Source organism: Saccharothrix sp. CCNWYY140 (genome assembly GCF_037401995.1).
GTDB lineage: Bacteria > Actinomycetota > Actinomycetes > Mycobacteriales > Pseudonocardiaceae > Actinosynnema.
Genome location: NZ_JBBEGC010000006.1, coordinates 23376 through 35749, shown reverse-complemented (window position 1 = coordinate 35749; position 12374 = coordinate 23376). Strand labels below are relative to the sequence as shown.

Annotated in this window: 9 protein-coding genes; 3 read left to right on the top strand and 6 right to left on the bottom strand. The window is 70.6% G+C overall.

Going from position 1 to position 12374, the window contains the following annotated elements; genetic code table 11:
* Positions 1–24: 24 nt before the first annotated feature.
* Entirely contained in the window at positions 25–1191 is a 1167-nt protein-coding gene (locus WBN91_RS05415; RefSeq protein ID WP_337725417.1) for a hypothetical protein, read from the top strand.
* A gap of 191 nt (positions 1192–1382) precedes the next feature.
* On the opposite strand, the gene WBN91_RS05410 is transcribed toward WBN91_RS05415, so the two are convergent.
* Positions 1383–2360: an aldo/keto reductase gene (locus WBN91_RS05410; protein ID WP_337725416.1), complete on the bottom strand. Its 978-nt coding sequence runs from the start codon at positions 2358–2360 to the stop codon at positions 1383–1385.
* Between the two features lie 142 nt (positions 2361–2502).
* Between WBN91_RS05410 and WBN91_RS05405 the strand changes: the two genes are divergently transcribed.
* The gene (locus tag WBN91_RS05405; protein ID WP_337725415.1) at positions 2503–3423 is read left to right on the top strand and encodes a helix-turn-helix transcriptional regulator; all 921 of its coding nucleotides are present in this window, start codon (positions 2503–2505) and stop codon (positions 3421–3423) included.
* Positions 3424–3647: 224 nt separating this feature from the next.
* Here the strand turns inward: WBN91_RS05405 and WBN91_RS05400 are convergent, their stop codons facing one another.
* From WBN91_RS05400 to WBN91_RS05380, 5 genes are all read right to left on the bottom strand, one after another.
* Positions 3648–5219, bottom strand: a complete 1572-nt coding sequence (locus tag WBN91_RS05400) for a hypothetical protein (RefSeq protein ID WP_337725414.1) — start codon at positions 5217–5219, stop codon at positions 3648–3650.
* Positions 5220–5407: 188 nt separating this feature from the next.
* Entirely contained in the window at positions 5408–6808 is a 1401-nt protein-coding gene (locus WBN91_RS05395; protein ID WP_337725413.1) for a tryptophanase, read from the bottom strand.
* Positions 6805–8049 (bottom strand): cation:proton antiporter, encoded by a 1245-nt coding sequence (locus tag WBN91_RS05390; protein WP_337725412.1) that lies wholly within the window; start codon positions 8047–8049, stop codon positions 6805–6807. Before WBN91_RS05390 ends, WBN91_RS05395 begins: the two co-directional genes overlap by 4 nt.
* The gene (locus WBN91_RS05385; RefSeq protein ID WP_337725411.1) at positions 8046–9422 is read right to left on the bottom strand and encodes a tryptophan 7-halogenase; all 1377 of its coding nucleotides are present in this window, start codon (positions 9420–9422) and stop codon (positions 8046–8048) included. Before WBN91_RS05385 ends, WBN91_RS05390 begins: the two co-directional genes overlap by 4 nt.
* Entirely contained in the window at positions 9419–11035 is a 1617-nt protein-coding gene (locus tag WBN91_RS05380; protein WP_337725441.1) for an amino acid adenylation domain-containing protein, read from the bottom strand. Before WBN91_RS05380 ends, WBN91_RS05385 begins: the two co-directional genes overlap by 4 nt.
* A gap of 550 nt (positions 11036–11585) precedes the next feature.
* Between WBN91_RS05380 and WBN91_RS05375 the strand changes: the two genes are divergently transcribed.
* Positions 11586–12347, top strand: a complete 762-nt coding sequence (locus tag WBN91_RS05375) for a bestrophin-like domain (protein WP_337725410.1) — start codon at positions 11586–11588, stop codon at positions 12345–12347.
* Positions 12348–12374 lie beyond the last annotated feature (27 nt).

The following is a 12374-nucleotide window of genomic DNA, read 5'->3' as shown; positions in this document are numbered from 1 at the left end:
CCCCCGCGTTCCGATGTGGGGCGCGTGCTCGCGTGGACGAGCGGGACCGCGCCGATGCTGTGGTTCGTGGCGCTGTCGCCGAAGGCCCTCGAAGGCGCCGCGGGGACGATGGGACCGCCGCCCCGTCCAGGGGCCGACATCGTGTTCTTCCGCGCGCAGGCCGGCTTCAACAGCTTCCGCTACAGCAGCGACGAAGCGGGGTTCCTGCACACCAGGCACGCAGACACGACGATGTTCCACCTCGCGCGGTGGATGCTGACCCCGCTGCCGGAGACCGCGCTGGTCGCGAAACGGGCCAAGATGGGCTCGTCGGCCCTGCCCATGCGGGTCGAGATGGCCGGGATGCGGCTCGTCCCCACCGCCGCGCCGCCGAAGATCCAGCCGCCGGACCCGATGGACCTCATGCTGACCGACGTGCGGTGGGCGTTCCGGCCCTCGGGAGTCGAGACCGCCCTGGCACACGGCCCGGCCGCGGACATCGCGTTCCTGCCGCTCGGGTTCGACGCGGCAGCCGCGCCCGACCCGTTCACCAGGGGCGGGGGCTACACGGCCCTGCTGCAACCCGGATCGCTCCGGGACGTCATGCGCAGCGCCAGGGCACTGCTGTGGATGCGCGGTGCGATCAGCCGTTCCGAGGTGGCCACTCCCACCCTGGACCGGCAGATCTGGTTGCTGGGCAACAGCGCGGCCAACCGGCTGATGTTCGACTGCCTCAAGGGCAACGCGGACGACGTGCACCGGGTCATCAGCCTCGACGCGACGGCCCAGAAGGAGAACCTGCTGTTGACGACGGCCGTCCCGATCTTCAAGGACATCGCCGGGAAGCCGGGCAAGAGGTTGAAGGTGGTGATCGTCACCAGCCCCAACATGTGGGGCGACGTCAAGAAGAAGTACACCCACATCAAGAAGCAGGTCGAGGACACCAAGGTCGACGTCGCGGTGCTGCCGTCGGACGCCGAGTGGGACGACTACTGGAAGTACCCGCCGACGGCCACGAGCAACCCGCTGCTCACCGAGGTGCTCAGCGCGTGGGCGACCAGCGGCCTGGCCGCGAGCAAGCGCTTCGGCACCCAACCAGGGAACCTCCAGTGGTTGTTCTGGCACGAATGGGTGGTCGACGGCGGACACCTGGAGACCGCACCGGCTATGCGCGTGCGACCGTTCTTGGAGGACGCGCTCTTCCTCCTCTAAGTGCGAGTTTCCAAGCTTGGGCGGGTGGATGGCCTTTGGTGCGGAGACGAGGGAACGTGCCTTGACCCTGGTTCGAGTCGTGAGGCCGCAGCCGTTGTTCACCTCTCGCGGGCGACCGCCGTGGTTCCGAGCATCCCGACCGCCACCCAGACGACAGCGGGCCGGCCGTTGGTCCTCGTGCGTGCGTAGCGCTAAAGCTTTCGTGCTCGACCTTCCGGCATCTCCTGCTCCCACCAGCCGCGCGTGTCGACGTTCGCGGCGTCCGCCAGCGCCTCCAGCTCCGCGATCTCCTCGTCGGCGAGCTTGATACCGCGAGCTCGGACCAACCCGTCGACGTGACCCGCCTTCGTGACCCCGATGATCGGGGTGGTCCCCTTGGCGATGGCCCAGGCGGTGGCGATGTCGGCGGCGGACGCGCCTCGGTCCTCGCCGATCGCCGCCATCCTGTCCGTCAGCGCCTGGAGCTGGGGCAGGATGCCGTTGTACGTGGCCGCCCGGCTGCTGCCCTCCGGCAACGGATGAGCCGGGCTGTACCTGCCGCTCAGCGCCCCCTGCTCGAGGACCATGTAGGAGAAGAACGGCACGTCGTGCTCGCGGCAGTGATCAAGGATGCCCGCGCGCTCAGCGGCGCGGTACAGCAGACTGCAATGGTTCTGGACCGCCTCCACACGGAAGCCGGCCTCGCCGAGGATCTGATCGGCGAGAGCGATCTGCTCCAGGTTGTGGTTCGAGACGCCGACATGCTTGATCCTGCCGCTCTTCAGCAGCGGGATCAGAAGCGGCGTCCACCGGGTCACGTCGGCGGGGTTGTGGATCCAGTACAGATCCACGTAGTCCGTACCCATCCGGTCGAGGCTCTGCTCCAGCATGTCCGCGACCGGATCGTCGCCGTCGCCCGCGGCCTGGGGGGTGAACTTCGTCGACAGCTGGTACTCGCTGCGGGCGTAGCCCTTCAGCGCCTGAGCGAGGACCGTCTCCGAGCGACCCATGCCGTAAACCACCGCGGTGTCCCACAGCGTGAACCCGTTCGACTGCGCCTTTTCGACGACCTCTCGCAGGCCGGACGCGGTCAGCGGACTGCCGAAATAGCCGTCGCCCGCCTCGCCGCTGTCTCCCCAGGCCCACGTGCCCAGCGCCACCGACGGCACTGTCAGCGTCTTGCCCGTCATGTCTCCTACCTCCAGTCACGCACGCCCCACGGAACGTTCGATCCCCAGAAGACCGCGATCGCCGGCACCGGAGAAGGTCGCGTTTGTCGGGGGTACAACCTCAACCCCCCTCGCGCCGTGACCAGCGGCTACCGTGAACGACATGGACCAGCTGCCCGGAAACCGCGGCGAAATCCGGGACTTCCTCGTCGGCCGACGCGCCAAGATCACCCCGGCGCAGGCGGGACTGCCGACCAGCGCCCGTCGCCGGGTCGCCGGGCTGCGGCGCGAGGAGGTCGCCGTCCTCGCCGGCGTGAGCACGGAGTGGTACACGCGGCTGGAGAAGGGTCACATCGGCGGCGTGTCCGAAGACGTCCTCGACGCGGTCGCTCGCGCCCTGCGACTGGACGACGACGAACGCACCTACCTGTTCGACCTGGCCCGGTCATCACGGCCCGACAGTCGCGTGCCGTCGCGTCGCCGGGACCTCGACGTCCCGCCCCGGGTCCGTTGGATGCTCGACTCCATGACGATGTCCTCGGCGTTCGTGCGCAACGGCCGCACGGACGTCATCGCCGGCAACCCCCTGGCCCGAGCCCTGTTCGCGCCGATGTTCGACAGCGCCACCGTCGACGAACGAGGCCGTCCCAACATCGCCCGCTACATCTTCCTCGACCCCGGTGCCCACCACTTCTTCGTCGACTGGGACGCCGCCGGCATCGCCACCGCCGCCCTGCTACGCGCCGAGGCCGCACGCGAACCCGGCGACCGCACACTGCGCCAATTGATCGGCGAGCTGTCCACCCTCAGCCCCGAGTTCCGCGACCAATGGGCGGCGCACGACGTCCTGATCCGCCACGACGGCATCAAACGCCTCCAGCACCCCGACGTCGGCCACCTGGAACTGACCTTCCAACCCCTCGACCTACCCCTGCCCGGCCGAGCCGTGCACGACCTGATCATCTACACCGCCGAACCCGGCAGCACATCCGAAGACCGACTCAAACTCCTCGCCAGCTGGGCAGCTACCCGATCCCGGACGGCACAGCCCACCCGCCACTCCCCGCGGCCCGACACGCTCTGACGCCCATCTACGCCGATGTGAGGCGTAGGGCTTTCCCATGCCTCACAGCTGCCGAACACGCAGGACGCCGGTCGGGTAGTCGCACCGGCCGCCACGTGGTCTCCACGATCTGGCAGGCCGGCCACTTCGACCAGTCGTACTACTTTGCAGCGACGTCGTCTTCCGGTGGGTGAGCGGGGTTCCGTGCCCACTTGGACAGGGATGGGCACGGAGCCCGTCCGGCGTCACTGGTCGATGAACAGGCCCTGCCCGAGGCCGGAGCCGGAGGAGTCGTTGCCCGGTTGCACGGTCACGTTGTCGCCGCGCGCCGGGACGCCCACGACCGTCGGCTCGCCGTCCACCACGTAGGTGTCGTCGGTGGTCGCGCGGTCGAGGAACACGCCGAGGCCCTGGTTGTTGCCGAAGCCGAGGCTGCCCGCCCTGGTGCTCGGGTTCTGGATCGGGCCGACGAACTCACCGGCGAACGCGCCGTGGTAGCTGTCCGCGCCGGCGTCGTCGATCAGGATGCCGGTGGTGCTAGGCAGCACGTTGGCCGTGCCCTGGACGAACCGCGGGATTCGGTCGCACAGGCCCTCGCCCTCGTCGTCCCGCACGCCGCCCGCTCCCTCTGTCTGGTTGGGCGCGGAGGGGTTGATCGGTGCGGGCATGTAGTAGTCGTACGTGTCGGCGCCCGCCTGGTCGTGCAGCAGGCCGAAACCGCCGACCAGCGCGAAGCCTTGGCTGTTGCGCACGGCGGAGTAGGTGTCGTTCCCGCCGTCGTCCGACAGCAGTCCGACGCCGAAGATGTGGCCCGCGCCGAGCGAACCGGTCTTGCCGGTGTAGGTGTCGGCCGTGCCGCCCGAGTCGCGCAGGACGCTCACGCCGAGGAAGCCCGCGCCGCCGGTCATCATCCGGCGCACGACCGGGTCGGTGGTGCAGCCGGTGTCGTGGTCCGGGGTCTCCTTGACGCCGTAGGTGTCCTGGCCCGCGAGGTCGAGCAGGACGCCGACCGCGGGCACGCAGTCCAGCGCGGTCAGGCCGGGGATGGCGCGCTGGCAGCCCTGCGCGGGGCCGGTGCCGCGCAGGCCCGTGACGGCGGACCCGGCGGGGGAGAAGTTGAGGTCGACCATGTTGCCGCCGGCGTTGTTGCGGTACGTGTCGTCGCCGCCGACGTCGATGATCAGCATGTAGTCGTGCGCGTAGGTGTTGTCGCCGCACGTGCTGCCGTCGAGCCGCAGCACGGGCCAGAGGTCGAGGTCGGTGGTGCCGGGCACGGCGCACGAGGCGACCGTGGGCTGGGACGCCAGGTCGTCCAGCGTGAGCTGGAGTTCGACCGTCCGCCGCCACACGGGCTCGGCGCATGCGCGGATCCCGGCGTGCGCCAAGGGGTCGAGGCCGCCGCCGGTCTTGAGCACGAGCGGCAGCAGGCCGGTCGGGATGGCCGCGAAACGGGTCTCGGTGACTTGCTGACAGGTGGCCATCGCGGTGAGTAGGTTGGCCACCCTGCCCGCGACCTCGGTGGAGAGGCCGGAGGAGCCGATGGCCGCGGCGGCGTCCTGCGGCAGGCCGACCCCGGCGGAGAGGGCGGAGACGGCGGTGGCCAGCGCGCCGACCGGGTCGGCGGGCAACGGGGTGGTGATCGAGGTCGGTGCGCTCAACAGGCCCTCGTGGGGCTGGAGCCGGGTGCCGACGACCGGATTGACGGCGGCGATGGCTTGCCAGGCCGAACCGCTGGCGGAAGCCGTGCCATTCGCGGCGACGAGCAGCGCCACGCAGCCGGACAACGAGAGCAATGCTCGTCTTAATCGTCTCGACATGGTCGTGATTCCCTCCGAACGTGGATCAGGGCGGCCGAACTATAGAGGCGGACGCCCCGATCCACACTCGGGGAAGCAGACGGCGTCTCGAATAGCGCCGTTCGTCGCAGTGCTCGGCACCCGTGCGCGTGCCGACGACCGGCCGGGGTGCGACTTCGCGCGGATCGAGCACACGGTCCGGCCGACGGCTACCCGCCGAAGATCGAACTCCCGCTGGCTGGGGCGAAACGCGCCTGGAAGAACCGGAGCACGTGGGGCTCGTGGGCGAACACGAGCCCGCTGGTGATCTCGTCGCGTTCCCGGTGGACCTTGATCACGCTGTCGGCGACGTGGTCGATGTGGCTGCGGGTGTAGACGCGGCGGGGGATGGCCAGTCGGAGCAGTTCCAGGGCGGGTGTCCGGTTCTCGCCGGTGCGCGGGTCCCGGCCGGCGGACACGCCGCCCCGCTCGACGCCGCGCACACCGCCGACCACGTACAGCGCCGCGGCCAGGGTCTGACCGGGGAACTGCCGGCGCGGGATGTGCGGGAGGGTGGCGGCGGCGTCGACGCACACGCAGTGACCGCCGATCGGGCGCACCACGGGCACGCCGGCGTCCTGGAGGCGTGCACCCAGGTACTCGACCTGGGCGACGCGGGACCGGATGTGGTCTTCGTCCACGGACTCGGCGATGCCCTGGGCGATGGCCTCCATGTCACGGCCCGCCATGCCGCCGTAGGTGTGCAACCCCTCGTACAGCAACGCCTCGGCGCGTGCCCGCTCCGCCAACTCCGGGTCGCGCAGCCCGATCCAGCCGCCGATGTTGGCCAGGCCGTCCTTCTTCGCCGACACGATCGCGCCGTCGGTGGGCGCGCACAGCGCGTGCAGGATCTCGGCGACCGAGCGGTCGCCCCAGCCGGGTTCGCGCTGCTTGACCAACCACGCGTTCTCCACGGCCCGCGCCGCGTCTAGAAAGACGGGAATGCCGTGGGCGTGCGCCAACCCGCAGACCGCGGTGAGGTTGCCGACGCTGATCGGCTGCCCGCCCGCCATGTTCACGGTCGCGGCGACCGACACGTACGGGATCGCGTCGGCGCCGAACTTCTCGATCAGGGTCCTGAGCTTGTCCAGGTCGACGTCGCCCTTGAACGGGTTCTCCGACGCCGGGTCGTGGGCGTCGGCCACGATCACGTCGTGGAACGTCGCGCCGTTGAGTTCCTGGTGCGCACGGGTGGTCGGGAAGTACATGTTGCCGGGCACGTGGGTGTCCGGGCCGATCAGGCAGCGCGACAGGATCGCCTCGCCGCCGCGGCCCTGGTGCACGGGCACGACGTGCGGGTAGCCGTAGTGGGCCTGGATCGCCTGCTCCAGGACGTAGAAGCTGCGCGCCCCGCAATACGCCTCGTCCCCGCGCATCAGCGCCGACCACTGGAGGTCGGACATGGCGTTGGTGCCGGAGTCGGTGAACAGGTCGATGTGGACGTCCTCGGCGCGCAGCAGGCACGGGTTCCAGCCCGCCGCGCGGATCGCCTCCGCCCGGTGCTCGCGGGTGGTGGCGCGGATCGGCTCGACCATCTTGATCCGCCACGGCTCGGGCTCGTAGTTCGTCATGCGAGGACACCCCTTTCCGGTGTGGTGACACGCAGCCGGTCGAGCAGCGGTCCGGTCATCGCGGTGGTGACCAGCGCCATGACGACCATGACGGCGTAGAAGGCGCCGTCGATCACGCCGAGTTCCAGCCCGATCGTGGCGAAGACGATCTCGGTGATGCCGCGGGTGTTCATCAACACCGCGAACACCGCGGCGTCGTGGCGCGGATGGCCGGCGAGGCGGGCGCCGAGGTAGCCGCCGCCGAGCTTGCCGAGCACCGCGACGACGATGACCGCGGCGGTCTCCGGCACCAGCCACCAGTCCACCGTCGACAGGTCGACCCGCTGGCCGACGCGGACGAAGTACAGCGGCGCGAGCAGCCCGGCGATCGGGGCCAGGGCCTCGGTGTTCGCGCGGCCGACCGCGAACCCGGCCAGGAACGCGCCGAGGGCGGCGTGCAGCCCGGCCGTCTCGGTGACCGCCGCGGCCCCGCACGCGATCACGGCCGTCACCGCCACCGGGGTGCGCCGCGGCAGCCGCGAAAACGCCGGGAGCACCAGCGCGAACGGGATGACGAGCAGCCACGAGCCACCCCGCGACCCGCCGATGACCACCGCGAGCGCCAGCCACGCGGCGGCGTCGGTCATCGCCGCCACGACCAGCGCCCGCTGCCCTTCGGACCGGTCGAGGAGGTCACGCTCGGCGAGGACGCGGGCCAGCACGGGGAAGGCGGTCACGGCCATCGCCGCCCCCACGAACAGCACGAACAGCCCCGTGCCCGCCGGCGCGTGCCGCGCGGCCGGCCACACCGCGAGCGCCGCCCCCAGGGCGAACGGCACGAGGGTGGCGCCCGCGGCGAGTGGCAGCACAGCGAGGACGCGCCGCCCCGCACGGCCGCCCCGGGGGCCGCCGACCTCCGGTGTCCCATCACGCTCGGCACCGCCACACGGATCGCCGTCGTGAGCTGTCGCATCACCCTCGACACCGACGCGCCGTGCGCCGTCGCGGACAATCCGCTTCGGCGCGAGCCGTGCGCCCACGCAAAACAGGAACAACACCAACCCCAGCTGTCCGACGACGTCCACTGCGGACTCCACCTGCGTCGGCAGCCCGACCTTCCCCGCCGTGAGCGCCACCCCGAGCACCAGGCCGCAGGCGATCTCCCCGACCACCGCGGGCTGTCCGAGCCGGACCGCCGCCGCGCCGAACACCCGGGCCAGCCCGAGCAGCACGGCGAGCGTGCCCAGCGTGGCCGCGGTCATGGCGTCGCGCCGGGTACCACCCAGCGCAGGCCGTTCGTCGAGGGCGCCAGGCCGCCGGGGAACATCGGGGGCTCGTCACCGCCACCGAACAGGCCGCGCAGCTGGAGGTGCACACCCTCGGTGATCAGCTCCCCGAACACCTCCGAGTCCAGGTGCGCGAAGTCGGACCCGCTCACCCCGCCCACGAGGTTCGCGAACGCCTCCACCCGGGGGCCGCGCTGCGAGCTGATCCGCCGGGCCTGCCAGAAGTACGAGTCCTCGTCGGCGTGCAGGTCGTAGAACGCGATCAGGAAGTCCCGGAACAACCCGAACTCCCGCCGGTAACGGGCCTCGAACTCCCGGAAGCACCGGTCCTCGTCCATCCCGGCGAACACGCTGTTGATCGACCGCGCGGCGAGCAAAGCGCTGTACGTGGCCAGGTGCACCCCGGACGAGAACACGGGGTCGATGAAGCACGCGGCGTCGCCGACGAGGACCATGCCCGGCGTCCAGAACCCGGTGCGGTCGTACGAGTAGTCCTTGCGCACCCTGATCTCGTCGTACGGTGGCCGGGTGGCGCGCCGGGCGTTCCGGAGGAACTCCGCGATCATCGGGCACTCGGCGATCAGCGCGGCGTACGCGGCCTCCGGACCACCCTGGACCTTGGCCGCGAACTCGCTCCGGACGACCGCGCCGACGCTGGTCAGCGCGTCCGACAGCGGGATGTACCAGAACCAGCCGGACGGGAACGCGACGCAGAGGATGTTCCCGGAGTTCGGCGCGGGCATCCGGTGCCCGCCCTCGAAGTACCCGAACAGCGCCAGGTTCCGGAAGAACGGCGAGTACTCGCGCTGCCCGCCGACGGACTTGTGCAGCCTGCTGGTGTGCCCCGAGGCGTCGACCACGAACTGGGCCGTGACGACCCGTTCCACCCCGACGTCGTCCACGTACCGCACGCCGGCGATCCGATCCCGGTCCCGCACGGTGCCGACCACCCGGTGCCCCTGCCGGACGTCCACGCCGTGCCGCCGGGCGTTGTCCAGCAGCAGCGCGTCGAACCGGGTCCGCTCGACCTGGTAGGCGTACGAGCACGGCCCGGCCATGCGGTCGGACGCGGCGAACGCGAACGTCCACGGCTCGGGGTTGGCGCCCCACTTGAACGTCCCGCCGCGCTTGCGCACGAACCCGGCGCTCGCGATCTCGTCGCGCAGCCCGAGCATCGGGCAGATGCCGTGCACGGTCGACGGCAGCAGCGACTCCCCGATCTGGTAGCGCGGGAAGAACTCCTTGTCCAGCAGGAGAACACGGCGACCGTCCATCGTGGCCAGCGTCGCCGCCGTGGAACCGCCCGGTCCGCCACCGACCACCACCACGTCGTACTCCACGCCACTCACTCCTTCACCAGGTCCGCGGGCACCAGCCCGGCGAGCCGGGCCACCGTGCGCAGGTCCAGCACGTCCCGCACCGAACAGGGCACCCCCGCCACCCGGAGCCGGGACGCGAGGGCCGCGGCGGCCAGGCTGTGCCCGCCGAGGTCGACGAAGTCGCTGGCCGGCGTCACCGGGTGGACGTCGCCGAGGACGTCCCGGAACAGCCCCGCGACCAGCCGCTGCGCCGAGGACATCCGGAGCCGGTCGACCTTCCCCGATGGGCCGAGCGGCATCCGGTCCAGCGCGACGACCGAGGGGACGAGGTAGTCGGGCAGCACCGCGCGCAGCCGGTCGCGCACGTCGGCGAGGTCGGCGCCGGGTGCGGGCACGATGTACGCGACGAGCCGCACGTCCAGGCCCTCGCCCTCGGCCCGCACCACCGCCTGGCGCACGGTCGGCATGGCGAGCAGTGCGTGTTCGGCCTCGCCGGGCTCGACGCGGTGGCCGCGGATCTTGACCTGGTCGTCCCTGCGCCCCAGCCACTCCAGCTGCCCGTCCGGCCGGAGCCGGCCCACGTCGCCGGTTCGGTACCAACCGCCGAACGGCTCGTCGAGGTAGCCCAGGGCGACGCACTGCCCGCCTATCAGCAGTTCGCCGGGCTGCCCTGGCGGCACGGGGTCCAACCGGTCGTCCACGACCTTGACCACGGTGTTGGCGATGGGCCGCCCGATCGCCGGCGTCTCGGACTCGTCGAGGGGGCACGCGGTGGCGAACACCGTGCACTCGGTCGGCCCGTAGAGGTTCACGGCGGTCGACCCGGGTGTGTTCCGCAACCGCGTCCACAGCTCCTGGCCGATGGCCTCGCCGCCGAGGAACAGCAGTTCGGGCGGGTGGTTCAGCAACCCGGCGTCGACCAGTGCCACCATGTGCGCGGGCACCGCCTCCACCACGTCGATCCGGTGGTCCACGACGAAACGCACGTACCGCTCGGGGTCCCTGCGGACGTCGTCGGGGACCAGGTGCACCTCGTGCCCGCCGACCAGCCACAGCAGCGGGTCGAACGCCGCGTCGAAACCGAACGGCAGCCCGTGCGCGACCCTGACCCGCCGCCGGGGGAAGTGCCGGGCCTTCAGCTCGCCGTAGAGGTTGACCAAGCTCGTGTTGCCGACGACCACGCCTTTGGGGGTGCCGGTGGAGCCGGACGTGTAGATGACGTAGGCGGGGCCTGCTCCCTGCGGCCCCAACGGCCGGTCGTCGTCGCCGGCTTCGAGGTCGGTCAGCACGACCACCGGGTCGGCGGCAGCGAGGACGAGGTCCCGCCGCGACCTCGGCAGCGCCGGATCCAGCGGCAGGTAGGCGGCCCCGGTCTTGGCCACGGCGAGCAACGCGACCACCGCGTCCGCCGACCTCGGCACCGCGCACGCGACCACCGCGCCGGGCCGGGCACCGTCGTCGCGCAAGCGGTGGGCGACCCGGTTCGCCCACCGGTCGAGTTCGCGGAACGTCCACCCGACACCGTCGGCGACGAGCGCCACGTCGAAAGGACGCGCTTGAGCCCGACATTCGAACAACTGCCACCAGCCAACCGCGGGTACCGTCCGCACAGGACCGGAGAGCACCGAAGCAGCAGAGTGCATCATCAATTCTCCCGATCGTCTTCAGGGTGCGCGGAATTACCGGCGCAGAGCACCGCGCCGCGTATACGAAAAGGTTTCGCCCCAAGGGCAAGAATTACCGGAACGACCGGGTCGCGGTCGCCGGTCGACATACGGGCTGGTCAGGGTGTACGGCGGATCGGTAACATCGACATCGGACACCTCGCTCCCCGGCGCTCCCGAACATCACGGAGCGTTGTCAATCAGTCAAACATGCCACCCTGGATAGCGCATGTTCACACGACCGGAGTCGACGTAACAATTCCATTGCGGGCGAAGTACCTGAAGTTTGCTCGCGATCTACTCAGCGTGTGCCTTTCGGCGAATCATTCCGACCGCATACCTATTCTCGACGGGGGTGTTGAGCTGCGGGCGGACGGCGCAACCGCGGGTGCCGGTCGCCGAGTGGTTCGCCGTGTGCACGAAAGGGTGAATCACCGTTCCGTCCGAGCGAAGTACGGGTGCTGGTCCTGCCTAGCCCGACGTTGGCCGCCGTAGCGTCGAGGAGGAGCCGAGCACCAGGGAGACTCGCATGCTGTGGAGCAGTGTCCTGGTCGTGGGTGGCGTCGTCGCCGCAAGCGTCCTGGTGGCCTGGTTGGTGGACCGCTGGATCTCCCGTGAGGCGCGGGCCCGTTACCACGACGTCTCCGGGAACTTCTTCGCGGCGGTGGGCGCCTTCTACGCGATCCTGGTCGCTTTCGTCGTGGTCGCCGCGTGGGAGGACCTGGAGGCGGCCAAGAAGAACACCTACACCGAGGCCAGTGCGCTGCCCGGTCTCTACTTCGCCTCCACCGCGTTCTCGGAGGAGGACAAGGCCGCCTTCCAGCAGATCGCCGTCGACTACGCGCGGACGGTGATCGTGGACGAGTGGCCGCTGCTACAGGAAGGCCGGGCGAGCCCTGCCGTGGACGACGTGGCCAAGAGGATGCGCCGGGCGATCGTGACGATCGAGGTCGAGACACCACGTCAGCAAGGCCTGTACTCGGCCATGATCGAGCGGGTCAACACCATCAACACCATGCGCAGGGAGCGGTTGAACGAGGCGACCCCCTCGGTGCCCAGGTTCTTCTGGGTCGGGCTCATCGTCGGCGGCGTCCTGGTCATCGGCTTCGCCTTGTTCTTCGGCACGCCCACCTTCCTGCCGCACGCGTTGATGATCGCCGTGCTGGCCTCGCTCGTGGCCGCGTCCCTGTACTTCACCCACCTCATGGACCACCCGTTCCAGGGCACCGTGGCGGTGTCCCCGGAGGCGTTCCGCATCGCTTTGGTCCAGATGGGACAGACACCACCGTGACAGCACGGGTGAGAGATCGAGGAGCGA

Excerpts from the sequence above, each read along its gene's own strand:
- WBN91_RS05410 (WP_337725416.1), bottom strand. The coding sequence starts at position 2,360 with ATGACGGGCAAGACGCTGACAGTGCCGTCGGTGGCGCTGGGCACGTGG.
- WBN91_RS05405 (WP_337725415.1), top strand. The coding sequence starts at position 2,503 with ATGGACCAGCTGCCCGGAAACCGCGGCGAAATCCGGGACTTCCTCGTC.
- WBN91_RS05400 (WP_337725414.1), bottom strand. The coding sequence starts at position 5,219 with ATGTCGAGACGATTAAGACGAGCATTGCTCTCGTTGTCCGGCTGCGTG.
- WBN91_RS05395 (WP_337725413.1), bottom strand. The coding sequence starts at position 6,808 with ATGACGAACTACGAGCCCGAGCCGTGGCGGATCAAGATGGTCGAGCCG.
- WBN91_RS05390 (WP_337725412.1), bottom strand. The coding sequence starts at position 8,049 with ATGACCGCGGCCACGCTGGGCACGCTCGCCGTGCTGCTCGGGCTGGCC.
- WBN91_RS05380 (WP_337725441.1), bottom strand. The coding sequence starts at position 11,035 with ATGCACTCTGCTGCTTCGGTGCTCTCCGGTCCTGTGCGGACGGTACCC.
- WBN91_RS05375 (WP_337725410.1), top strand. The coding sequence starts at position 11,586 with ATGCTGTGGAGCAGTGTCCTGGTCGTGGGTGGCGTCGTCGCCGCAAGC.